This is a genomic window from Rathayibacter sp. Leaf299 (assembly GCF_001423055.1).
Lineage (GTDB): Bacteria > Actinomycetota > Actinomycetes > Actinomycetales > Microbacteriaceae > Rathayibacter > Rathayibacter caricis.
The window spans coordinates 119476-142662 of the sequence record NZ_LMNT01000001.1 but is presented as its reverse complement, the minus strand read 5'-3'; the positions used below and the strand labels follow the sequence as shown (position 1 = coordinate 142662).

The window sequence follows — 23187 nt, the reverse complement described above, 5'->3', positions numbered from 1 at the left end:
CGGCTCAGAGCGCGGCGGCGGCTCAGCGGCGCGGTGGGACCGCCGTCACCAGCAGCAGCACGCCCGCCACCGCCTGGCAGACCGCGCCGATCAGCCCGAAGCCCGGAGGGTTGTCGGCCGAGAGGTAGCCGCCGTTGACCGCCGGGGTGAAGACGTAGTCGACGAGGATGCTCGACCCCAGCACCGCCAGCAGCGCGAAGGCCGCCGGCACGATGCGCCCCTGCGCGCGCATCGACAGCGCGAGCACGGCGATCGAGAGCAGCAGCTCGGCGAACCAGACCCAGAGCGGAGCGAGCCACTCCGGCGTCGGCGCCTCGTACTGCAGGTAAGCGCAGGCGCCGCTGTCGTAGCCCTGCATCCAGCACGGCTGCCAGAACGAGAGCGCGCCGACTCCCTGCACGGCGGCGTGGCTCAGCAGCAGGACGCCGCTCGCGAAGGCGACGAGCGCGAGGACGAGGCGCGCCGTGCCGCGGGGTGCCGTCTCGGTGATCGCCATGCGGCGACGCTACGCGGGCGCGGTGAACGGCGGGGCGCGGGCGCGGGAACAGCGGAGGATCCGCGACCCGGCCGTGAGCGATCAGCCGCGCTCGTCCGATCGCAGAGCGGCGGCGCCGAGGGCGATCAGCGCCTGATCGGTGACGACCGCGACGACGCCGAAGCCGAGCGCCCGGAGTCGCGCCGCCCGCTCCGGATCGCCGGCGAACGCGCCGGCGCGCACGCCGGAGCGACGGGCCGCCGCCACGATCGCGGGCAGCGGGTCGCCGGGTCCGTCGGCGGCGATCAGGTCGGGCAGCGCGACGCCGAGTGCGATCGCGAGATCGAACGGACCCACGAAGACGCCCGCGACTCCCGGCACCGCGAGGATCCCCTCGACCGCGTCGAGACCGGCGCGGGTCTCGATCATCACCCACAGCTCGCAGCGCGCCTCGGCGGGCATCGGAGCGACGGCTCCCCACAGCCCCGCCATCGGACCCCAGCTGCGACGGCCGACCGGCGGGTAGTGCGCGGCCCGGACGGCCGCCTCCGCCTGCGCGACCGTCTCGACCATCGGCACGATCACCACGTCGGCACCGGCGTCGAGCGCCCGGCCGATCAGGGCGTCCGAGAGCTCGGCGACTCGCACGGCGACGGGCGGTCGCTCCTCGAGCACCGCCGCGGCCCGCAGCGTCGCGACGACGGCGGAGTCGTCGAACGCCCCGTGCTGCGCGTCGAGGCAGAGCCAGTCGACTCCGCTGCGCGCGATCTGCACCGCGGTCAGGGGCTCGCCGAGCTGGCACCACACGCCGTCGGCACGTCCGGCGGGGAGACCTCGCTGCGCACTCATGCCTCCGATCCTCGCGCACGGGCGCCGCCCCGACGGCGCAGGCCGCTCTCGAGTCGGTGCGCACGATCCAGGTCCCGCTCGATCCGGCGCGCGCACGATTCGCAGGGGATCCGAGGGGGAACGCGCTTCCCACCGCATCGCAGCGTCCCGAGCGGCGCACATCCCCTGCACATCGCACAGGTCACTGCGGAGAGACGCTCTCGCGAGGGGGCGGTGCCATTCGCAGGGGCTTCGAGCGGGAACGCGCTTCCCGCCGCAGTGCAACGTCCGGGAGGACGCACATCCCCTGCAAGCCGGACAGACCCCCACCGGAGAAGCGCGTCCGACGCGCTCAGAGCGGCCGCGGTCGGTACGCCTCGATCAGGGAGTCGAACAGCGCGTTCATCCGCTCGTCGACGACCCGGCGCGACGGGTCGGCGTCGTACCACTCGACGATCTCGCGCGCGCCGTCGCTGAACCGCACGGCCGGCGAGAACGCGGGCACCAGGCTCCGCACCTTCGCGTTGTCGAAGACCATCGAGTGCGCCTTGTCGCCCAGGATCCCGGCGCCGAGCTCCGGATCGGCGGCGGCGATCGCGTCGGACGCGACGTGCACGATCCGCGCCTCCACTCCCGCCGCCGCGGCCAGGTCCTGGTGGATGCGGTCCCAGGTGGGCGTCTCGTCGCCGGTGATGTGGAACGCCTCGCCGATCGCGGCCGTGGCGCCGAACAGGCCGACGAGCCCGACGGCCACGTCGCTGCTGTGAGTCAGGGTCCAGAGCGAGGTGCCGTCGCCCGGGACGACCACCTCGAGGCCGCGCCGCATCCGGTCGATCACGGTCCAGCCTCCGTCGACCGGCAGCGCGGTGCGGTCGTAGGTGTGCGAGGGCCGCACGATCGTCACGGGGAAGCCGCTGCGGCGGTACTCGGCGACGAGGAGGTCCTCGCAGGCGATCTTGTCCTGCGAGTACGTCCAGAACGGGTTCCGCAGCGGAGTCGACTCGGTCACCGGCACGCGCGCCGGCGGCTTCTGGTAGGCGGAGGCCGAGCTGATGAAGACGTACTGGCCGGTGCGCCCGGCGAACAGGTCGATGTCCTGCTGCACGTGCTCGGGGGTGAACGCGGCGAACTCGACGACGACGTCGAAGCGCTCCTCGCCCAGGGCGTCGCGCATCGAGGCGGAGTCGCGGACATCGGCGGTCAGGGTCCGCACACCCTCGGGGAGCGGCCGGATCGACGTCCGCCCCCGGTTGAGCACGGTCACGTCGTGCCCGACGGCGAGGGAGCGGCGGACGGCCTCCGCGCTGATGATGCCGGTTCCACCGATGAACAGCACGCTGAGCGACATGCTCGACCTTTCCGAGAGGGGAGGTGCGAGGTGCACCGGGCTCCATCCCCTCACATCCCAGGGCGGAGGCGCCAGGGGGTGTCGGAGAGCGCGGTCACGGACACCCCGCGGTCTGCCTAGGCTCGACGGATGCGCCCTCCACGTCTCCTCCAGCAGGTCGTCGGCACACTCAGCGGGCAGAAGCCGGCCGCACCCGTCAGCCGCCGCGCCCGCCGCGCCTCCCTCGCCGAGCAGACCGTGCGCAGCGTGCTCGAGCTGGCGGTGCGGCTCGGCGAGACGCTGCTCTCGCTCGGAGCGGCGGCGGCCGAGGTGACCGAGACGATCCAGCGCGTCTGCCGGGCGTACGGCATCGAGGTGCAGGTCGACCTCACGTTCACGTCGATCCTCGTGGTGCACGACGGAGGCGACGACTCCGCCGGCGTGAGCGTGCTGCGGGTCGTGCAGACGCGCAGCGCCGACTACGAGCGGCTCGCCCGCGTGACGGCGCTGGTCACGGCGATCACCGACGGCTCCCCCGAGGTGCGGGTCGCCGACACCGTCGACTCGACCGAGGCGCGCGACGAGGCCCGGCACCAGTTCGAGGCGGCCCACGAACGGCTCGACGCGATCCTCGTGCAGCCGCACCGCTACCGCCGCGCCGTCGTCACCCTCACCCTCGCGGTCATGGCCGCCGGAGTCGCGGTGCTGCTGGGCGGCGGACCACTCGTGGTCCTCGTCGCGGCCGCCACCGCCGCCCTGATCGACACCGTCACCCGCCTGCTGGGCGGGTGGGGCCTGCCCGCGTTCTTCCAGCAGATCGCGGGCGCGGCGGTCGCGACCGGAGTGGCGGTGCTGCTGCTCGCTGTCGTGCCGCAGCTGCCGGTCGAGCTCGCCGCGCTGCCGCCGGCGCTGGTGGTCGCCTCCGGGGTCGTCGTGCTGCTCGCCGGCCTCTCGTTCGTCGGCGCCGCGGACGACGCGATCAACGGCTTCCCGATCACCGCCGGCGGGCGCCTGCTCGAGGTCGGACTGCTCACCCTGGGTATCGTCGTCGGCATCGCCGCGGTGCTGGACGCGGCCCGGTCCCTCGGCGTCGAGCTCGTGCTCGTCGACTCCTACGCCCGCCCCTGGCCGGCCGGCGTGCAGATCCTCGGCGCGGGGATCGCGGCCGGCGCGTGGGCGCTCTCGTCGCACACCCCGCCGCGGGCTGCTCTGATCGCCGCGCTCACGGGTGCCGGCGCGTGGCTCGCCTCCGACTCGCTCCTCGCGCTCGGCGCCGCTCCGCTGATGGCCAGCGCCGCTCCCGCGCTCGTCATCGGCCTGCTCGGCGAGGCCCTGTCCGACCGGATGCGGATCCCCGCCGTCGTGACGACCGCCTGCGGGATCGTGCCGCTGCTGCCCGGGCTGACGCTCTACCGCGGCGTGCTGGACCTGACGTCCGGCGGCGACCCGGCGAGCGGCATCGAGCTGCTGCTGCAGGCCGGGATGATCGCCGTCGGGCTCGCGGGAGGCGTCACGCTCGGGCGCATCGCGTATCGCCGACTGCGGACTCCGGTGGTGCGCGCCGTGGCGCCGGTGCGTGCGCGGGCGCGGCGGGACCGCGGGATGGACGCGGCGCTGGCCGCCGACGTGCTGTACCGGGAGGGCGAGCCGTCCCCGACCACGGCGCCGCTGCCCGACGCGGATGCGGCGCCCTCCCCCTCGGATCCGCACGAGCCGCTCGTGCGGACGGGGACCCTCCCGATCATCAGCACGATCGGGGCACCGGAGGCGAACGGCGTCTCCGACTCCGCGGACCCGGACCGCGACTGACCCGCGAGTGGGCGCGGAACGGGCCCCCACGGGCCCGCCGAGCCCGGATCGCGTCCACTCGTGCAGTAGCGGCCCCGCGAGTGGACCCGGAACGGGCCCCATCCGCCCTGCAGAGCCCGGATCGCGCCCACTCGTGCAGCGACGCAACCGCGAGTGGACTCGGATCGGGCCTGATACGACCCGCAGAGACCGACGAGCGACCAGTCGCCGCCCGCTCGAGCATCGCCGTCACCACTCCCCCTTTCCTCACCCCGGGAATGGTCCTACAGTCGGTCGTGACAAATCGTTTTGTCGCCACAGCACTGCGGAGCGAGCACCACCCGCGGGCTCCTCGATCCGGAGCACCGCGTTCCCTCCTCCGCACGCCGCACCCCCAGCACACGAGAGCGAGCACCGATGCCCGGCCCCTTCCAGTACGACGTCACGACCTGGCCCGTCGGCGATCCGACCCGCGACGTCGGCGAGGTGCTGAACAGCATCCTCGACGACGTCCGGAGCCGTCAGGCCGCCACCGACGAGCAGCAGGGCGGCAGGCCCGGCGCCGTCATCCACCTCCCGCCGGGCGACTACCCGCTGCGCACGCAGGTCGTCATCGACATCAGCTACCTGCGCATCCAGGGCTCCGGCCACGGCTTCACGTCCTCCAGCATCCGCTTCAACGTGCCCGAGGCGGAGTGGCCCGACCTGCACGAGCTGTGGCCCGGCGGCAGCCGCATCCAGGTGCTGCTGGAGGGAGGCGCCACGCAGGAGGAGGGCGCCGCGTTCCTCGTCCGCCGCGAGGGCAGCCCGCGGATCAGCTCGGTCGAGTTCGTCGACTTCTGCCTCGACGGGATGCACTTCGAGGCCGACGGCACGGACGTCCACCCCGAGAACACCTACGTCAACGGCCGCACCGGCATCCTCGTCACGAGCGCCAACGACTCCTTCCGGGTCACCGGCATGGGCTTCGTCTACCTCGAGCACGCGCTGACGATCCACCACGCCGACGCGCTCTCGATCCACGACAACTTCCTCGCCGAGAGCGGCAGCTGCATCGAGCTGCTCGGCTGGGGCCAGGCGTCGAAGATCACCGACAACCTGCTCGGCGGCGGCCCGCACGGGCACTCCATCCGAGCCGAGAACCACGGCGGGCTGCTGATCACCGCGAACAACGTGTTCCCCCGGGGCGCGAGCAGCGTGCACCTGAGCGGAGTCACGCGCTCGAGCGTCGTCGCCAACCGCCTGCACTCCTTCTACCCCGGCATGGTGCTGCTCGACGAGGGCAGCTCCGAGAACCTCGTCGCCTCGAACCACCTGCTGCGCGACCACGAGCCGTGGACGCCGTTCCTCGGCATCGACAACGGCCGCGACGACGACTTCGGCCTCGTCCGGATCGACGGCAGCGACAACTCCGTGCTCGCGAACCACGTCTCGGAGGTGGTGGACGCCCGGAAGGTGCGCCCCGAGGGATCCGCGCCGGTGATCGTCCGCCTGGTCGGCGGCACCGGCAACCAGGTCTCGGGCAACCACATCGTCGGCAAGGACGTCCGCGCCGCCTCGGGCGGATCCGCGTTCGAGGCACAGGTCGACGCGCTGCTCTCGACCGCGACCTCGGACCGGCTCCCGCTCACGACGGTCCTCGTGGACGCGGCGTCGACGCGCAACACGATCCTCGACTCCGGCACCGAGGACGAGGTCGTCGCCGACCGCGCGGTGAACGCGGTGCGGGCGACCCCGTCGATCCCGGGCTGACCCGGCGGGACGACTCGGCGGTTCCGGCCGCACGCGCAGGCGGTCGGCGCCGTGCCGCTCACCCGAGCAGGGTGATGCCGCCCTCGGTCACCACGGCCCGCAGCTCGGTCAGGTAGCGCCGCGCCTGCTCGGTGAGAGGGATGGCGGAGTGACCGATCCAGCCGATCTCGATCCGCTCGTCGACGTCGAGCGGGACGGCGACGATGGCCGGGTCGAGGTCGTCGCTGATGATGCCGGTCGAGATGGTGTACCCGTCGAGGCCGATCATCAGATTGAAGATCGTCGCCCGGTCGGACACGCGGATCTCCCGGTCGCTCGACAGCGTGGAGAGGATCTCCTCCGCGAAGTAGAAGGAGTTGTCCGCCCCCTGGTCGAAGGTGAGCCGCGGCAGGTCGGCGAGATCCGCGAGGGTCACCCGCTCGCGCGAGGCCAGCGGGTTCCTCCGCGAGACGAAGATGTGCGGCAGGGCGAGGAAGAGGGGATGGAAGGCGAGCCCCGCGTCGCGGAGGATCTTGTCGATGACGTCCCGGTTGAAGTCGTTGCGGTACAGGATCCCCAGCTCGCTGCGCAGAGTGCGGACGTCCTCGATGATGTCCCGGGTGCGGGTCTCGCGCAGGGAGAACTCGTACTTCTCCCCCTCCGTGCTCCTGACCATCCGCACGAAGGCGTCGACGGCGAACGAGTAGTGCTGCGTGGACACCCCGAGCAGGCGACGCGACGGCGGCCGCCCCAGGTAGCGCTGCTCGAGGAGCGCCACCTGCTCGATGACCTGCCTGGCGTAGCCGAGGAACTCGGCACCGTCCGTGGTGAGGGCGACCCCGCGGGCGGAGCGGACGAGGAGGGCGCGTCCCACCCGCGTCTCGAGATCCTTCATCGCCGCGGACATGGTCGGCTGAGCGACGTAGAGCAGGTCGGCCGCAGCGGAGATCGACCCCTCGGAGGCGACCTCGACGAAGTAGTGGAGCTGCTGGAGCGAGATCCCGCCCGTCCGTCGTGCCATAGGGCGGGACTATACCCCGGCATAGTCGCGCCGGATTCTTCGATGCCTCCGTGTGACGGGCACTCTGGGTCCGCACGCTTCCCTCAGGGCCGGTGCGGCCTGCTGATCATCGGATTGGGCGCTCATGGCGAACGACGTCACCTTCAGGATCACCACGACCTGCTTCGACGAGGACTACACCCCGTCGACCAGCTCTCGGAGCACCACGAACTTCGCCAACCTCGCCCGGGGCGAGCACCGCAGGCAGAACCTCCGCAACGCCCTGACGATGATCGACCGCCGGTTCAACGACCTCGCGCACTGGGACAACCCGGGTCGGGACCGCTACACCGTCCAGCTCGAGATCGTCTCGGTCGAGGTGGGGTTCCCCGCCGAGGAGGCGGTCCGCGACTTCCCTCTCCTCGAGGTCCTCGACGTGCGGATCGTCGACAGGGTGACCGGTGTGCGCCACCGCGGGATCGTCGGGAACAACTTCTCGTCCTACGTCCGCGACTTCGACTTCAGCGTGCGACTGCCGGCCGCGAACACGGGTGCGGAGGAGTTCACCGTCCCCGAGGACTTCGGCGATCTGCACGGCGCCCTGTTCCAGAGCTTCCTCGAGTCCGACGCGTACCGGGAGCGCTTCTCGGCGCCGCCCGTCATCTGCATCAGCGTGTCGACGAGCAGGACCTACCACCGGACCCCGAACCACCACCCGATCCTCGGCGTGGAGTACCGGCAGGACGAGCGGTCCCTGACCGACGAGTACTTCGGCCGGATGGGGCTGCAGGTCCGGTACTTCCTGGCACCCGGCTCCGTCGCGCCGCTCGCGTACTACTTCCGCGGCGACCTGCTCAACGACCACTCGAACCTCCAGCTGATCGGCACGATCAGCACGATGGAGACGTTCCAGAAGATCTACCGCCCGGAGATCTACAACACGAACTCCGCGGCGGCGGACCTGTTCCGGCCGAGCCTCCAGCAGCAGGACTACTCGCGGACGGGGATCGACTACGACCGCGCCGAACGCGATCGACTCGCCGTCGAGCAGGGCGCCTACACGGCGGAGCACTTCATCGAACCGCACCGGGACCTGCTGGACGCCTGGGCGGCGGAGCACCGGATCCCCGCCCGCTGATCAGAGAAGGATCGCCACCCGTGAACACTCTCCTGCCCACCTCCATCGCCGGCAGCCTGCCCAAGCCCTCCTGGCTCGCCGAGCCGGAGACGCTGTGGTCCCCCTGGAAGCTCGAGGGCGACGAGCTGGTCGAGGGCAAGCAGGACGCCCTGCGCATCGCCGCCCACGAGCAGCACCGACGCGGCATCGACATCATCAGCGACGGAGAGCAGACCCGGCAGCACTTCGTCACGACCTTCATCGAGCACCTCACCGGAGTGGACCACGTGAACCGCGAGACGGTGCGGATCCGGGACCGGTACGACGCGAGCGTGCCGACCGTCGTCGGCGCCGTGAGCCGTGAGCGGCCCGTGTTCGTCGACGACGCGGCGTTCCTCCGCCGGCACACGTCCCGGCCGATCAAGTGGGCCCTCCCCGGACCGATGACCATGATCGACACCCTCGCCGACCGCTACTACGGGAGCCGGGAGAAGCTGGCCTGGGAGTTCGCGGCGATCCTCAACGAGGAGGCGAGGGAGCTCGAGGCCGCCGGGGTCGACATCATCCAGTTCGACGAGCCGGCGTTCACCGTCTTCCACGACGACGTGCGGGACTGGGGGGTCGCCGTCCTGGAGAGAGCGGCGGAGGGGCTGCGCGCCCAGACGGCCGTGCACATCTGCTACGGCTACGGGATCCAGGCGAACACCGACTGGAAGCGGACCCTCGGGCCGGAGTGGCGCCAGTACGAGACGTCGTTCCCGCTCCTGCAGCGCTCCACCCTCGACATCGTGTCCCTCGAATGCCACCACTCCCACGTCCCGATGGAGCTCCTCGAACTCCTCCGCGGCAAGAAGGTCATGCTCGGCGCGATCGACGTGGCGAGCGAGACCGTCGAGACCGCGGAGGAGGTCGCCGGCACCCTCCGCGACGCACTGCGGTTCGTCGACGCGGCGGACCTCCTGCCGAGCTCGAACTGCGGCATGGCTCCCCTGCCTCGCGCGGTCGCCCACGGGAAGCTGAGCGCGCTGACCGCCGGCGCTGAGATCCTCCGCGCGGAACTCACCGCCTCGGCGTCCTGACCCGCACGAGGCCGGCGGATCAGTCGATCGCGCGCGCCTCGACCCGGCCGCCGAGCACGCGCACGCCGGTGGCCGGCTCGATCGGCCCGCCCAGCACTCCGGCGGTCGTCACGGCCTCCAGCACCGGTCCGTCCACGGCCACCGCGACAGGCCCGCCCGCGTGCGGTGCCGTCCACGGCTCCGAGCCGGCCCGCTCGAGCACGAGCTCGGAGCCGCTCCACACGAGCGCGGACGACGGGGCGATCTCGAGGCGGTCGCCCGGGGCCTCCGGCGTCCAGTCCAGGCGCACGGGGCCGTCGAGCGGCCCCTCCGCCTCGACGGACCGACCTCCCGCCCACGCCGGGTGCGACAGCAGCACGAGGCGCTCGTCGCGGATCGCGAGCAGGTGCGGCAGGCTCAGCGCGCTGCTCCAGCCGGCCTCGGCGTCGGCGACACCGCGCATCCAGAACATCAGGCACGGCCGCCCGTCCTCGTCGCGGAAGAACGAGGGGGCGTAGTAGGAGTCGCCGAAGCTGAGCCGCCCCCAGTCGCGCGCCTCGAAGCGCCCGTCGGCGTAGTCGCCGATGCCGTAGGCCGCGTAGTGGAGGACGTCGTCGTCCCAGACGGAGCTGATCAGCACGTGCAGGCCGTCGACCTCGACCACCTGCGGGCACTCCCAGAGCGCGCCCGTCCACACGGGCTCGCGCTCGGCGGAGGAGCGGCGCGCGGCGACTCCGTCGTGCTGCCAGGAGTCGAGGTCGCTCGACGTGTAGGTGATCGCCAGCGCCTCGCCCGCCGCGGTGCCCGCGCCGACGAACATGCGCCAGCCGTCGCCCTCGCGGAGCACGAAGGGGTCGCGGAACACGACCACGTCCGAGTCGGCGGGCGGCTCGATGAGCACGTCGCCCTTCACCCACTCGTCCCAGCTCTCGTCGACCGGCCGGGCGACGCGGACCCGGCCGAGCGCGTAGTCCGCCTCGACGGTCGAGGTGTAGAGGATCCGCGCTCCGTCCTCGGCCACGACGAGGCTGCCCGTCCAGATGCCGCCGTCTCCGTCGCCGGGGGCGAGGGCGACGGGGCGGTGCTCCCAGTGCAGGAGGTCGGTCGCGACCGCGTGGCCCCAGTGGCAGTTCGGAGCCCAGACCGTGCTGCGCGGGACGTACTGGTGGAAGAGGTGGTAGCGGCCGTCGTGGAAGGTCAGGCCGTGCGGATCGTTGATCCAGCCGGACTCGGCGGTGAAGTGGATCCGCGGGCGGAGGGCGTCGGCGCGCTCGAGGCCGAGGGGGGAGGTGCTGGTCATATCGTGACAATACGTTTTGGCAAAACGTATTGTCAATCGTGCGCATCCGATGCATGCTGTCGTCGTGCAGTCGCCTCGACAGCGGCCGCTCCCCCTCCCGCAGTGCTTTCGATTGGAGCCGAAGTGATGTCGCTTCGCAGACCTTCCCCCCGACCCGCCCGCCGCCTCCTCGTGATCGGCGCCGCCGCCCTCACCGCCACCGCCGTCCTCGCCGGCTGCGGCGCCGGCGGCGGCACCGGCGCGTCCGGCGACGCCGACACCGTGACCGTCCTCGTCGAGGCCGGCGGCCACGGCGAGCTGCAGCCCATCGCCGACCAGTACACCGAGGAGACCGGCACCTCGATCGAGTTCGTCGAGCTCCCCTACGACGGCCTCTACAACCGCCTCAACAGCGAGTTCTCCTCGGGCAGCGTCTCGTTCGACGTCGCCGCGCTCGACGCGATCTGGCTGCCCGCGTTCGCCGGCGCCGTCACTCCGCTCGACGACCTCTACACCGACGAGGTCACGTCCGACCTGTTCCCCTCGCTCGTCTCCGAGGCGACCGTCGACGGCAGCAAGGTCGGCATGCCGGCCTGGACCAACTCCGAGATCCTCTACTACCGCAAGGACCTCTTCGAGGACGAGGCGCAGAAGACGGCCTTCAAGGCCGAGTACGGCTACGACCTCGTGCCGCCCACCACCTGGGAGCAGTACACCGACGCCGCCGAGTTCTTCACGCAGGACACCGACGGCGACGGCACGCCCGACCTCTACGGCACCGACGTCAAGGGCGCGGTCGAGACGGAGTGGCTCGCCACCCTGTCGCAGACCGGCGAGACCACCATGGTCACCGACACCGACGGCGCCGTCTCGCTCGGCGACGAGAACAGCAAGGAGGCGCTCGACTTCTACACGAGCCTCCTCCCCTACGCCCCGCCCGGAGCCGCTCAGCTCGACTGGGCCGGCGCGCAGAATCTGTTCAACCAGGGCAAGACCGCGATGATGCGCTTCTGGGCGCACGCCTACCGCCAGATCCCGGCCGACGCGGCCGTCGCCGGCAACGTGGGCGTCGCTCCGATGATCGGCGGCGAGGCCGGCCCCGCGGGCGTCCCCGGCGCCTGGTACCTCTCGGTCGCGAAGGCGAGCGAGAAGCAGGAGAAGGCGCTCGAGTTCGTGCAGTACGCCTTCGACAACAACGAGCTCAGCGCCGACACGAGCCTGGGCCTCGCCTCGCGCATCTCGGTGCTCGAGAAGTACTCCACCGTCGAGGGCTACGAGAACTACGGCCCCCTGCTCGAGACGCTCCAGGCGCCCGCCACGCTCCCCCGCCCCGCGGTCGCCGAGTGGCAGCAGATCGTCGACACCGTGCTCGTGCCGATGCTGCAGAAGGCCGTCGAGCCCGGAGCCGACAACCAGGCCCTGCTCGACGACGCGAAGCAGCAGGTCGAGTCGCTGGTGGCCGAGTGACCTCCGCCACCGAGGTGAGCACCGCGCGCGGCGCCCGGTCGGGGACCTCCCCGGCCGGGCGCCGGCCCCCGCGCCGCGCCCTCACCGACCGCCGCTTCGCCGCCCTGCTGATGGTGCCGGCGGCCCTGTTCCTCGCCGCCTTCGTCGGCTGGCCGCTGCTGCAGTTCGTCGGCGACTCCTTCTTCGAGATCGACCCGATCGCCGGCAGCCGCGAGTTCGTCGGACTCGGCAACTACCTCACCGCCTTCGGCTCGCCCGACTTCCTGAACGCCTCGTGGCGCACCCTCGTCTACACGATCGTGGTCGTGACACTCGAGTTCGTGCTGGGCCTCGGAGTCGCGCTGCTGTTCACCGCGCTGGGCGACGCCTCGCGGGTCTTCCGCACGATCTTCCTGTACCCGCTGATGATCGCTCCGATCGTCGCCGGACTGCTCTGGCGCTTCCTCCTGATCGACAACTTCGGCATCGTCAACGAGGTCCTGAGCCGCGTCGGCATCCTGTCCTCGCCCGGTCAGATCGCCTGGCTGAGCGACCCGTCGATCGCCCTGTTCTCGGTCGCGATCCCCGACATCTGGCTGACCACCTCGTTCGTCACGCTGGTGCTGTTCGCGGGCCTCCAGAACATCCCCGGCGACGTGATCGAGGCCGCGCGCCTGGACGGCGCCCGCTACCCGGCGATCCTCTTCCGCATCGTCATCCCGCTGCTGCGGCCGGTGATCGCGGTCGCGCTGATCCTGCGCGGGATCGACGCCGCCCGGGCGTTCGACGTCATCCTCATCCAGACCAACGGCGGACCGCAGCAGAGCACCGAGACGATGTCGCTGCTGATCTACCGCACCATGATCCGGTTCGGCGATCCGGGGCTCGCGAGCGCGATGGGCACGGTGTACCTCGTCGTCATGCTGACCGTCGCCCTCGTCGCGATCCTCACGATCTGGCGACCCGGAGGAGAGAGCACCTCGTGAACGGACTCGAAGCCACCCGCGTCGGCCCCAGCGCGATCATCTGGATCGCGCTCGCCCTCGCCGTCGTCCTCTACGGATTCCCGTTCGTCTACATGCTGCTGACGTCGCTCAAGACGCCGCTCGAGACGATCGCGGTCCCCCCGCGGATCCTGCCCACGCAGTGGACGCTCGATAACTACGTGGCGGCGCTCAGCCGCGACGGAGTCGTCGCCTCCTTCATCAACAGCATCGTGACCGCGGTCCTCAGCACCGCCGTCTCGCTCGTGCTGGCGATCCCCGCGGCCTACGCGGTGACCCGCTTCCGCACGCGGCTCGGACGCATCTTCATCGTCGGCGCGCTCGTGATGCGGATGGTGCCGCCGATCGTCGTCGGCGCCCCGATGATCTCGATCTTCCGCACTCTCGGCATCGCCGACACCTCGCTCGCCCTGGCGATCGCGCACACCACGATCTCGCTCCCCCTCTCGATCTGGCTCATGTCGAGCTTCTTCGAGGCGGTCCCCGGCGAGCTCGAGGAGGCGGCGAAGATCGACGGGGCGTCGCGGCTCGGCGCGCTGTGGCGCGTCGTGATCCCCGTGACGGCGGGCGGAGTCGCGGTCACCGCGATCTTCGCGTTCCTCGCCTCGTGGAACGAGTTCCTCTTCGCGCTGCTGCTCACCGCGGTGCGCGCGCAGACGACTCCGATCGTCATCGCGAACTTCCAGACGCAGTTCGGGCTCGACTGGGGCGCGATGACGGCGCTGGCCGTCCTCTACTCCCTCCCCGTGATCCTGCTCACGCTCGTGCTGCAGCGGCACATCGTCGCCGGGCTCACGCTGGGCGCGGTCAAGGGATGAGCGGGCCCGCGGCGATAGTCTCGACGTTCGAGCGATGAGGGATGTGGGAGACGTGACCCCTAAGGCAGTCGGCATCCGCGACGTCGCTCGCGAGGCGGGCGTCTCCGTGACGACCGTCTCCCACATCCTCAACGACGTGGAGTCGGCCCGCGCGAGCGACGAGACGCGCGAGCGGGTCCGGGCCACCGCGGCCCGGCTCGGCTACGGCGCCAACCGCATCGCGCGCAGCCTCCGCCGGCAGCGGACCGAGATGATCGGCCTGATCAGCGAGGAGATCGCGACCACTCCGCACGCCGGTCGCATCATCCTCGGCGCCCAGGAGGCCGCTCAGGCGCACGGGCTCACGCTCGTCGTGATCAACACGATGCGCGACTCCGGCGATCTCGGCGCCCCCATCCGGACCCTGATGGACAACCAGGTCGACGGCATCCTCTTCGCCACGATGTTCCACCGCGAGGTCTCGCTGCCGGAGTCGCTGCACGCGGTCCCGTCGGTGCTGATCGATGCGCGCGACACCGAGGGCCGGATCCCGTCGGCCGTGCCCGACGAGCTCGGCGGGGCGCGCGCGGCGGTCAGCGAGCTCGTGCGCGCCGGGCACCGCCGGATCGGGTTCCTCACGAACCGCGACGACGTGCCCGCGACCCGGCTCCGCCTCCAGGCGTACCGCGAGGTGCTCGCCGAGGCGGGCATCGAGGTCGACGAGTCGCTGATCGTCGAGGAGGTCTCGGAGAGCCCCGGCGGCTACCGCGCCGGCACCCGGCTCCTCTCCCGGCCCGACCGGCCCACCGCCCTCTTCTGCTACAACGACCGCATGGCGATGGGCGCGTACCGCGCGGCCGCCGAGCTCCACCTCGAGATCCCGCGCGATCTCTCCGTCGTCGGGTTCGACAACCAGGAGATCATCGCCGAGGGCCTCCACCCGCCGCTCACCACCGTCGCCCTGCCGCACTACGAGATGGGCGCCTGGGCGGTCGACACGCTCGTCCGGCTCATCGGCGGATCGGGCCAGGAGCTCCTCCTCGCCTCCCACCCGGTGCTGCTGCCCTGCCCGCTGGTGCCTCGCGACTCCGTGCAGGCACCCGCTCTCTGATCCCCTCGCTCCTCCGCCCCGTCCGGGGCGTCCTCCGGCGCGCCCTCACTCCCCCTCGAAAGGCGTCATGTCCTCCTCCCTCTCCGCGCCCGTCCTCGTCCTGGGGGACGTCCTGATCGACGAGATGCGGGATCCCGCCGGCTCGACCGACGTCCCGGGCGGCTCCGCCCTCAACGTCGCGGTCGGCCTCGCCGTCCTCGGCACGCCGTCCCTGCTCGCGGGGATGGTCGGCGACGACACCGCCGGGCTGCTCCTCCGCGAGCACCTGCGCGCGCACGGCGTCCCCTTCCTCGCCACGCCGGCGCCGCGGGGCACGGGCCGGGCGGTGTCGGACCGGACCGACGGCGAGCCCCGCTACTCCTTCTCGGAGGCGTCGCGCTCGCGCACCCTCCTGCCGACCGGCGAGCTGCGCGCGGCCGCCGCCCGCGCCGAGCGGATCGTCGTCAGCGGCTTCCCGTTCGACGACGCGGCCGAGGTGGCGACCCTCGAGGCCCTGGTGCCCGCGGGCGCCCGGCTCGCGATCGACGCGAACCCGCGGCCCGGCCTGCTGCGCGACCGCGGCGCCTTCGCCGCGGGGCTCCTCGCGCTCTCGGCCCGCGCCGACCTGGTGAAGGTGGGAGCGGAGGACGCCGAGCTGGTCTTCGGCACCGGCCTGGCCGAGGCGACCGAGCGGATCCTCGCGGCGGGCGCCTCCGCAGTGCTCGAGACCGCAGGCCCGCACGGTGCCGCGCTCGTGCGGCTGGCGGGGCGCGTCTCGGTGCCGATCGCCGGCGCCCCGGGATCGGTCGTGGACACGATGGGAGCGGGCGACGCGACGTTCTCGGCGGTCGTCGCCGGGCTCGACGCGCCGGACGCGGACCCGACCGCGGTGCTCACGCGGGCGATGGCGGTCGCCGCGGCGACCATCCGATCGGCCGGCGGGCTGCTGCGGCTGCCGGGCTGACCGGCGCCCGGACGCGCCGACGTCCGGGTCGTCCCACGCAGAGGGACACGAGCGGGCTCCCTCACAGGAGCGAGTGCTGAACGGGGGGCGGGCAGTTCCACTCCCGCCCTGGAACGCGCTGAGACCCGCGGGTACGCTGGAACGGCGAGGCGTGGACCCGGCGCTCTCCGCACCCCTCCCACTTCCCGATCCGCTCGCGGTCGGCAAGGCGACTCTCCCGAAGGGACCTCACCATGTCCGATCCTGACCGGATCCCCTCTGCGCTCTCGCGGCGCTCGCTCGTCAGCGGCACCGTCCTGGGCCTCGGCGCGGCGCTGACTTTCGCCACGCCCGCCTCCGCGGCACCGAACTACAGCAAGGTGCCCAAGCTCCCGGGAGAGATCGGGCGGAGCGACACCGTCACGTCCCGCTTCGGCAAGAAGAAGTACGAGGTCATCGACGTCGTGATCTCGGGCGACCGCACGCGCCTCTTCGTCCCGCACGCGACACCGCCCAGCCTGACCCGCGGCGCCGGCTTCCTCTGGTACTACCACGCGAACGGGAGCAGCTACGCTGCCCTGTCCGGCGCGTTCCAGTACACCGCCGACCAGGTCGTGGACCAGGGCATGGTCTGCATCTGCCCGAACTACGGCGGCAGCGTCTGGACCAGCGAGACGGCCCTGCAGGCGCAGCGGAACGCGACCGCCTACGTCCAGAAGCTCTGGAAGGTGTCCGTCTCGTTCCTCCGCTCGAACTCCGGAGGCGGCGCGCTGCTCTGCTACGCGTACGGCAAGCGGATGGTCCCCAACATCCGCGGGGCGTACCACGCCAGCGGCGTGTACGACATGGAGGACGTCCTCCTCCGCCGGCCCGAGAGCGTGCTGCCGGCCTACGGCAACGACCCGGCCGCGGTGAAGGCGACCAACCCGATCTACCTGCCGCAGTCGGTCTGGGCGAAGACGCGCCTGCGCATCAGCGGCTCGCCCGAGGACCAGGTCGTCCCCTACGAGAAGCACTCGGCCCGCCTCTACCGCCGCGCGCTGCCGGTCGCCAAGGAGGTGTCGCTCCTGTCGCACTCGGGCGCGGGCGGCCAGTACGGCCACGTGGTGCCGTCGCAGACCAACAAGGACATGCTCGTGACGTTCCAGCGCTGGATGACCGAGGGCCCGGCTTGACGCTGAGCGGAGTCCGGGCGCCGGACTCCGCGTTCACAACGAAGGAAGGATGCGCTCGGGCGAGCGGCGGGGACGCGTGTCCACGCTTCCGCCCGAGCATCCTTCCTTCGCTGTGAACGCGACTCGGATGTCGACCCTGCGGACGAGGCTGCGGCTCGCCCTCGGCTGAGATCCCTCCGCGGCGGCAGGGCGGCCGTCTTGCTCCTCTCGTAGCGTCATGTGGTGCGCTGGACCCACGTCCACTCGAGGAAGGCTCCCGCCATGCACCCGTCCCTCATCCCGCCCCGCCAGGTCATGATCGGCGACGCGGCTGCGTTCGTCGGCACCACTCCGCGAGCGATCCGGCACTACCACGGGATCGGTCTGCTCCCGGAGCCCGAGCGGGGAGCCGACGGCCGCCGCCGGTACGGCTACGAGCAGATGATCCGGCTGCTGTGGATCCGGCGGATGGCCGAGGCCGGGATCGCGCTCGACGACATCCGCGACGCCTTCGCCGACGCGGCGCCCGCCGACGGGGCTCGAGCCGTGCTGGAACGGCTCGAGCGGAGCCTCGCCGCGCAGGAGGAGGAGCTGCGACGGCAGCGCGCCGCTGTGCGGAGCATGCGCGGCAGCGGCAGCCGGGCGGGACTGCTCTCGGACCTCGTGATCCGCCGTCTCGAGAGCGTGCCCGAGGGCTCGCTGCGGCAGGCGGACCTCGACACCCTGCTGGTCACCGAGCGGATCCTCGGCCCGCTCGGCGCCGCCGTCCAGGCCGGCCGGTTCCTCGCTCTGGCCACCCATCCGGGCCTGCGGGAGGAGTCGGACCGCGTGGAGGCCGCGGAGGAGGCGCTCGACGACGCGGTCGCCGTCGACGATCCCCGCGTGGCGCAGGTCGCCGCCGAGCGGCACGCCTTCGAGCAGGTGCTGCAGGCCGTGATCGCGGCCTCCGGCCAGGATCAGGACGACGAGGCGCTCTTCGACGAGTGGGACGCCGCGCATCCCGACGGCGTCGAGGGCGGAAGAGAGATGAGCGCGGTCGAGGCCGTCGGGAGGATGCCGTACGACTTCTCCCCCGCCCGCCTCCGCTGCATGGAGCTCGTCGCAGAGCTGGAAAGCCAGCTCCACGAGAGCACGCCGCCCGCATGACCCCGCCCCGGAGGAGTATGGGTCCATGAGGTTGAGCACGGACACGTACGGCTCAGGCCCGGTCACGGTGGGGCTCGTGCACGGGCTCGGCGCGAGCGGAGCGACGTGGCGGCCGCTGATCGACCGGATGCTCGCGGACGGGCGGTGCACGGTGACCACCGTCGATCTGCGCGGGCACGGGAGCAGCGACCGCGCCGCGTCGTACGGGCTCGAGGCGCTGGCCGACGATCTGGTGGAGACCCTCCCCGCCGGCCTCCACAGCATCGTCGGGCACTCCCTCGGCGGACCGGTCCTCGTCCGCGACGTCGAGCGCCTCGCGCCGTCCCGCGCGATCTACCTCGACCCCGGCTTCCAGCTCGCCCTGCCGACCACGGGGATCGCCGGGCGCCTGTTCTGGCTCGTGCCGCTGCTGAGCCTCGGCGTCGCCCAGGCGCTCCGCGCGCGCCGCAGCGGAGCGGCGACTCCACTCGACCCGGACGCCCGGGCGCTCGTCGCGCACGCCCAGGGGCAGTTCGACCGGAGGATGGCGATCGGGGTGTTCCGCGACGTCGCCTTCCATCCGCTCGCCGCCGCGCCGCCGGCCGTGCCCTCCACCCTCGTCCTGTCGGACGAGTCCCCCTCCGTGATCCCCGACGCACTCGTCGGATCGCTGGAGCACCTCGGCTGGGGCGTCCGCCGGCTCGCCGGCCTGCACCACGACCTGCACCTCGAGGATCCCGACCGCACGTTCGAAGCGCTCCGCGACCTGTTCTGACTCCACGCTCCACTCAGGGCGCACTCGCTACTCTCGTGATCCGACGACGAGGAGAGGCATCGGATGCTGGAGACGATCCTCGAGGCGGTGTCGCTGACCGCGGCTCCGCTCGGCCTCCTGTTCCTCCTCGCGGCGTTCGTCGCGGCGCTGATCGACGGGCGCTGGCTGCCGACGACCGCGTACCTCGAGGACGGGCCCCCGCGCTCTCTGCACTGGGTGACGCGCGCCGGCGAGGTGCGCTCGCATCCGCTGACCTCGGGCGACCCCCTCGCGCCCGTCGGATCCGATCAGCGGGAGGTGCACTACCGCGAGGAGGACCCCGAGCGGATCCGGCTGCACCGCTGGAGCGACGCCGTGCGGGCGCTGCGGTTGACGGGCCTGATCCTCTTCGGGGCCGGAGTCGTGCTCGGGATCCTCTCGACGCTCCTGTCCCTCGTCGCCTCGTGACCTCTCGACGCTCACTCGCCCGGGCGGCCGGCGTTCTGTGGCTGCTCGGCGCCGTCGTCTACGTCGGCGGCGAGGCGATCGCGGCGGCCGCGTTCCCCGGCTACAGCTACGCGGCGAACTACATCAGCGACCTCGGAGTCCCCGACGTCGAGCTCTACCAGGGACGCGCGATCGACTCGCCGCTGAGCGCCGTGATGAACACGGCCTTCGTGCTGCAGGGCCTGCTCTACCTCGCCGCCGCGATCGTCTCGGCGCGCGCCGTGCCCGGCGGGCGGTGGCGGGCGCTCCTCGCTCCCGCGGCCGCCTTCGCCGTCGGCAGCGCGCTGATCGGAGTCGTGCACGGGAGCCGGGCGAGCGCCGAGAGCGGGATCGGCTGGCTGCACGTCCTCGGGGCGGCCCTCGCGATCATCGGAGGGAACGCCGCCTCGATCGCCGCCGGCGCGACCGCCCGCCGCCACCAGCTGCCCCGGGGCTATTCGATCGCGAGCATCGCGCTCGGCGCCGTCGGACTCGCGGCGCTGATCCTGCTCCGGATCGACTCGGGGACGACCGGCTTCGACCTGCTGCCGGACGGGGTCTGGGAGCGCCTGGCCGTGTACTCGATCACGGCGTGGCAGGTGCTGACGGGGGTCGTGCTGCTGCGACGGCGTCCGCCGGGCAGGGACGACGACGGACGGCGCGCGCGCACAGGATGAGGCCCCGCCGCTCGCCCGGACGCGGGTCGGGCGACCGCACGGACCTCCTGCCGATTCGTTCTTGACGGCGGGGGGACGCGTGTGTACCGTCCAGTTATACGAATAACGAGGACCACGAGGAGGTGGACATGGCTCGACGCACCGCGACGATGCGGCAGGTGGCGGAACGCGCCGGCGTCTCGCAGGCGACCGTGTCCCTCGTGCTGAACAACGCTCCGAGCAACCGCGTGACCGAGGCCACCCGCACCCGCGTCATGGAGGCGGTCGCCGCTCTCGACTACCGCACGAACGCGTTCGCGAAGTCCCTCCGCAGCGGGCAGTCCGGCATCGTCGGCTTCGTCTCGGACGAGGTCGCCAGCTCGCCGTTCGCCGGGCGCCTGCTCAAGGGCGCGCAGATGCAGGCCTGGGAGAGCGGGCACATCATCCTCAGCGTCGACACCTTCGGCGAGCAGGCCCTCGAGGCGTCGGCGATCGACATGATGCTGTCGTACCGGGTGCTCGGCGTCATCTACGCCTCGATGTACCACCAGGTCCTCGAGGTCCCGGAGGCGCTCGCCGGCGTCCCCACGGTCGTCGCCAACGCCCAGTCGCTGGGCGGCCGCTTCTCGAGCGTCTTCCCGGACGAGGTGGACGGCGGCTACGTCGCCACCCGCCAGCTGATCGAGGCGGGCCACGAGCGGATCGGCTACATCGACATCCAACCGCCCCAGAGCACGCTCCCCGCCGGCATCGGCCGACGCGAGGGCTACCGCCGCGCGCTCGAGGACGCCGGACTCGCCGCAGACCCCCGGCTCGTCCGCTACGGGACGGGCGTCGTCGAGGACGGGCTCGAGCTCACCGCCGAGCTGCTCGACGAGCACGACGCCCCCACCGCGATCTTCTGCGGCAACGACCGGACCGCGTGGGGCGCCTACCGCGCCCTCGAGGCCCGCGGACTGCGGGTCCCCCACGACGTCTCGATCGTCGGCTTCGACGACCAGGACACGGTCGCCCCCTACCTCGACCCCGGCCTGACGACCATGGCGCTGCCCTACGAGCGCATGGCCCGAGAGGCCGTCTCCCTCCTCCTCGCCGAGAACCGCGAGGAGCCCCGACTCCATCCCCTCGAATGCTCACCGGTCCTCCGCGGATCGGTGGCGAGTGCAAAGGTGCGCGCATGACGGCAACGCAGTTCCCCGCCCGGGTCGCCCGACCCCGGCGCCTCCTGAGTCCGAGGCAGCGCCTCGGCTCGCATCTCCGACGAGCCCTGCGGTCCTGGCAGTTATACGTACTACTGACTCCCGCGGTCGTCTTCGTCCTGCTCTTCAAGTACTGGCCGATGTACGGCGCGCAGATCGCCTTCCGCGACTACAACCCATCGCTGGGCTTCTCGGGCAGTCCGTGGGTGGGCCTGGACAACTTCACGCGCTTCGTGACGTCGTTCCAGTTCGGGCGGCTCATCGAGAACACGCTCACGGTGAACGCGCTCGGCCTGCTGATCGCGTTCCCGGTGCCGATCGTGCTGGCGCTGATCGTGAACCAGCTGCAGAGCGAGCGGTTCAAGAAGTTCACCCAGACCGTGCTCTACTCGCCGTCGTTCATCTCGGTCGTGGTCGTGGTCGGGATGATCCACCTGCTGTTCTCGCCGCGCTCCGGCATCGTGAACAGCGCGATCGTGGCGCTCGGCGGCGAACCGGTGTTCTTCATGGGGTCGCCGGAGTGGTTCCGGCCCCTCTACATCGGCTCCGACATCTGGCAGAACGCCGGCTTCTCGATGATCGTCTACCTCGCGGCACTGACGGCGATCGACCCGGCACTCCACGAGGCCGCCCGCGTCGACGGAGCGAGCAAGTGGCAGCGGATCCGGCACATCGACATCCCCGGGATCATGCCGGTGATCACGATCCTGTTCATCCTCGCCATCGGCAACCTCTTCAACCTCGGCTTCGAGAAGGTGCTGCTCATGCAGACCGACCTCAACCTGCCGACCTCCGAGGTCATCCAGACCTACGTCTACAAGGCGGGCCTGCAGCAAGCGCAGTTCAGCTACTCGGCCGCGATCGGCCTGTTCAACTCCCTGATCAACCTCGTCCTCCTGGCGACCTTCAACCAGGTCGCCCGCCGGGCGGGCCAATCGAGCCTGTGGTGACGACGACATGACCCAGACCCTCCGCCCCGAGCCCGCCGTCCGCCCCCGGACCGCACCGTCCTCGCGCAGGCAGCCCGCCCCTCCGGCCCGCGGACGCATCGCGGACCCCGTCTTCAACACGGTGGCCATCACCGTGCTGCTGCTGGCGATCGTCGCGATCGTCTACCCGATGTACTTCATCGTCATCGCCTCGTTCAGCGAGCCGTCCCAGATCCTGAACGGCAACGTCTGGCTCTGGCCCGAGGGCTTCACGCTCGAGGGCTACGCCCGGATCTTCTCGGACGGGGCGATCTGGCAGGGCTTCGGCAACTCGGTCCTCTACACGGTCGTCGGCACCGCGATCAGCGTCGCGACGATCCTCTGCGCCGCGTACGCGCTGTCGCGGAAGGACCTCTACGGGAGGACCTTCTTCCTCCTGCTGTTCATCGTCACGATGTTCATCGACGGAGGCCTCATCGCCCGCTACCTCGTGGTGCGCGATCTCGGGCTGCTCGACAGCATCTGGGCCGTCGTCCTCCCGGGAGCGGTCGGCGTCTGGAACCTGATCATCGCCCGCTCCTTCTTCGAGAACAACGTGCCCGGGGAGCTGCGGGACGCGGCGCAGATGGACGGCGCGAGCGACTTCCGCTTCTTCTTCAGCATCGTCCTGCCGCTGTCGAAGCCGCTGATCTTCCTGATGATCATGATCCACCTCGTGGCCAACTGGAACGCCTTCTTCGACGCCCTCATCTACCTCGACGACGAGAGCAAGTACCCGCTCCAGCTGGTGCTGCGCAACGTGCTCATCCAGTCCGAGGTCACGTCCGCCGGCGGCTCGGGAGCCATGGACTCCTACGCCGCGGCGCAGCGCCTGGGCGAGCTGATCAAGTACGGAATGATCGTCGTCTCGACGATCCCCCTCCTGATCGTGCTGCCGTTCATGCAGAAGCACTTCACCAAGGGCGCCCTCCTCGGCGCCGTGAAGAGCTGACCCCTCCCTC

General features: G+C 71.6%; 22 protein-coding genes. 17 read left to right on the top strand and 5 right to left on the bottom strand.

Annotation, left to right across the window (positions count from 1 at the left end; genetic code table 11):
* Window positions 1-22: 22 nt before the first annotated feature.
* From ASF48_RS00675 to ASF48_RS00665, 3 genes are all read right to left on the bottom strand, one after another.
* Window positions 23-496 (bottom strand): hypothetical protein, encoded by a 474-nt coding sequence (locus ASF48_RS00675; RefSeq protein ID WP_055784854.1) that lies wholly within the window; start codon window positions 494-496, stop codon window positions 23-25.
* 81 nt (window positions 497-577) lie between these two features.
* A complete protein-coding gene (locus ASF48_RS00670) occupies window positions 578-1324 on the bottom strand; it encodes an HpcH/HpaI aldolase family protein (RefSeq protein ID WP_055784851.1) in 747 nt (248 codons plus the stop codon).
* 331 nt (window positions 1325-1655) lie between these two features.
* The gene (locus tag ASF48_RS00665) at window positions 1656-2651 is read right to left on the bottom strand and encodes an SDR family oxidoreductase (protein ID WP_055784849.1); all 996 of its coding nucleotides are present in this window, start codon (window positions 2649-2651) and stop codon (window positions 1656-1658) included.
* Between the two features lie 129 nt (window positions 2652-2780).
* On the opposite strand from ASF48_RS00665, the gene ASF48_RS00660 reads away from it, so the two are divergent.
* Window positions 2781-4439, top strand: coding sequence for a threonine/serine ThrE exporter family protein (locus ASF48_RS00660; RefSeq protein WP_055784846.1), 1659 nt, complete (start codon window positions 2781-2783; stop codon window positions 4437-4439).
* A gap of 396 nt (window positions 4440-4835) precedes the next feature.
* Entirely contained in the window at window positions 4836-6170 is a 1335-nt protein-coding gene (locus tag ASF48_RS00655) for a NosD domain-containing protein (RefSeq protein WP_055784843.1), read from the top strand.
* A gap of 58 nt (window positions 6171-6228) precedes the next feature.
* On the opposite strand, the gene ASF48_RS00650 is transcribed toward ASF48_RS00655, so the two are convergent.
* Window positions 6229-7170 carry a LysR family transcriptional regulator gene (locus tag ASF48_RS00650; RefSeq protein ID WP_055784840.1) on the bottom strand — a complete coding sequence of 314 codons (942 nt, stop codon included), beginning with the start codon at window positions 7168-7170 and terminating at the stop codon, window positions 6229-6231.
* Between the two features lie 124 nt (window positions 7171-7294).
* Between ASF48_RS00650 and ASF48_RS00645 the strand changes: the two genes are divergently transcribed.
* Both ASF48_RS00645 and ASF48_RS00640 read left to right on the top strand, forming a co-directional pair.
* Entirely contained in the window at window positions 7295-8287 is a 993-nt protein-coding gene (locus tag ASF48_RS00645) for a putative oxygenase MesX (protein ID WP_055784836.1), read from the top strand.
* Between the two features lie 20 nt (window positions 8288-8307).
* Window positions 8308-9345 carry a methionine synthase gene (locus ASF48_RS00640; protein ID WP_055784826.1) on the top strand — a complete coding sequence of 346 codons (1038 nt, stop codon included), beginning with the start codon at window positions 8308-8310 and terminating at the stop codon, window positions 9343-9345.
* A gap of 19 nt (window positions 9346-9364) precedes the next feature.
* On the opposite strand, the gene ASF48_RS00635 is transcribed toward ASF48_RS00640, so the two are convergent.
* The gene (locus ASF48_RS00635) at window positions 9365-10624 is read right to left on the bottom strand and encodes a glycoside hydrolase family 32 protein (RefSeq protein ID WP_055784822.1); all 1260 of its coding nucleotides are present in this window, start codon (window positions 10622-10624) and stop codon (window positions 9365-9367) included.
* A gap of 126 nt (window positions 10625-10750) precedes the next feature.
* Between ASF48_RS00635 and ASF48_RS00630 the strand changes: the two genes are divergently transcribed.
* The 13 genes from ASF48_RS00630 (at window position 10751) to ASF48_RS00570 (ending at window position 23177) form a co-directional block, all read left to right on the top strand.
* Window positions 10751-12070: an ABC transporter substrate-binding protein gene (locus tag ASF48_RS00630; RefSeq protein ID WP_082480880.1), complete on the top strand. Its 1320-nt coding sequence runs from the start codon at window positions 10751-10753 to the stop codon at window positions 12068-12070.
* Between the two features lie 110 nt (window positions 12071-12180).
* Window positions 12181-13035 (top strand): carbohydrate ABC transporter permease, encoded by an 855-nt coding sequence (locus ASF48_RS00625; RefSeq protein ID WP_055788668.1) that lies wholly within the window; start codon window positions 12181-12183, stop codon window positions 13033-13035.
* Window positions 13032-13871, top strand: coding sequence for a carbohydrate ABC transporter permease (locus ASF48_RS00620; protein ID WP_055784814.1), 840 nt, complete (start codon window positions 13032-13034; stop codon window positions 13869-13871). Before ASF48_RS00625 ends, ASF48_RS00620 begins: the two co-directional genes overlap by 4 nt.
* A 52-nt stretch (window positions 13872-13923) precedes the next feature.
* Window positions 13924-14961, top strand: coding sequence for a LacI family DNA-binding transcriptional regulator (locus tag ASF48_RS00615; RefSeq protein ID WP_200930946.1), 1038 nt, complete (start codon window positions 13924-13926; stop codon window positions 14959-14961).
* Between the two features lie 67 nt (window positions 14962-15028).
* The gene (locus tag ASF48_RS00610; protein ID WP_055784808.1) at window positions 15029-15904 is read left to right on the top strand and encodes a PfkB family carbohydrate kinase; all 876 of its coding nucleotides are present in this window, start codon (window positions 15029-15031) and stop codon (window positions 15902-15904) included.
* A gap of 233 nt (window positions 15905-16137) precedes the next feature.
* The gene (locus tag ASF48_RS00605; protein ID WP_055784804.1) at window positions 16138-17058 is read left to right on the top strand and encodes an alpha/beta hydrolase family protein; all 921 of its coding nucleotides are present in this window, start codon (window positions 16138-16140) and stop codon (window positions 17056-17058) included.
* 261 nt (window positions 17059-17319) lie between these two features.
* A complete protein-coding gene (locus ASF48_RS00600; protein WP_055784800.1) occupies window positions 17320-18183 on the top strand; it encodes a MerR family transcriptional regulator in 864 nt (287 codons plus the stop codon).
* A 25-nt stretch (window positions 18184-18208) separates the two neighbouring features.
* The gene (locus ASF48_RS00595; RefSeq protein ID WP_055784795.1) at window positions 18209-18937 is read left to right on the top strand and encodes an alpha/beta fold hydrolase; all 729 of its coding nucleotides are present in this window, start codon (window positions 18209-18211) and stop codon (window positions 18935-18937) included.
* A gap of 63 nt (window positions 18938-19000) precedes the next feature.
* Window positions 19001-19384: a hypothetical protein gene (locus ASF48_RS00590; RefSeq protein ID WP_055784793.1), complete on the top strand. Its 384-nt coding sequence runs from the start codon at window positions 19001-19003 to the stop codon at window positions 19382-19384.
* Complete coding sequence (locus ASF48_RS00585; RefSeq protein WP_055784790.1) at window positions 19381-20079, top strand: DUF998 domain-containing protein; 699 nt, start codon at window positions 19381-19383, stop codon at window positions 20077-20079. The genes ASF48_RS00590 and ASF48_RS00585 overlap by 4 nt, the downstream gene beginning before the upstream one ends.
* A gap of 128 nt (window positions 20080-20207) precedes the next feature.
* Window positions 20208-21239, top strand: coding sequence for a LacI family DNA-binding transcriptional regulator (locus ASF48_RS00580; RefSeq protein ID WP_107574040.1), 1032 nt, complete (start codon window positions 20208-20210; stop codon window positions 21237-21239).
* Window positions 21236-22207: an ABC transporter permease gene (locus ASF48_RS00575; protein WP_055784787.1), complete on the top strand. Its 972-nt coding sequence runs from the start codon at window positions 21236-21238 to the stop codon at window positions 22205-22207. The genes ASF48_RS00580 and ASF48_RS00575 overlap by 4 nt, the downstream gene beginning before the upstream one ends.
* Before the next feature lie 7 nt (window positions 22208-22214).
* Entirely contained in the window at window positions 22215-23177 is a 963-nt protein-coding gene (locus ASF48_RS00570; protein WP_082480879.1) for a carbohydrate ABC transporter permease, read from the top strand.
* The last annotated feature ends 10 nt before the right edge of the window (window positions 23178-23187 follow it).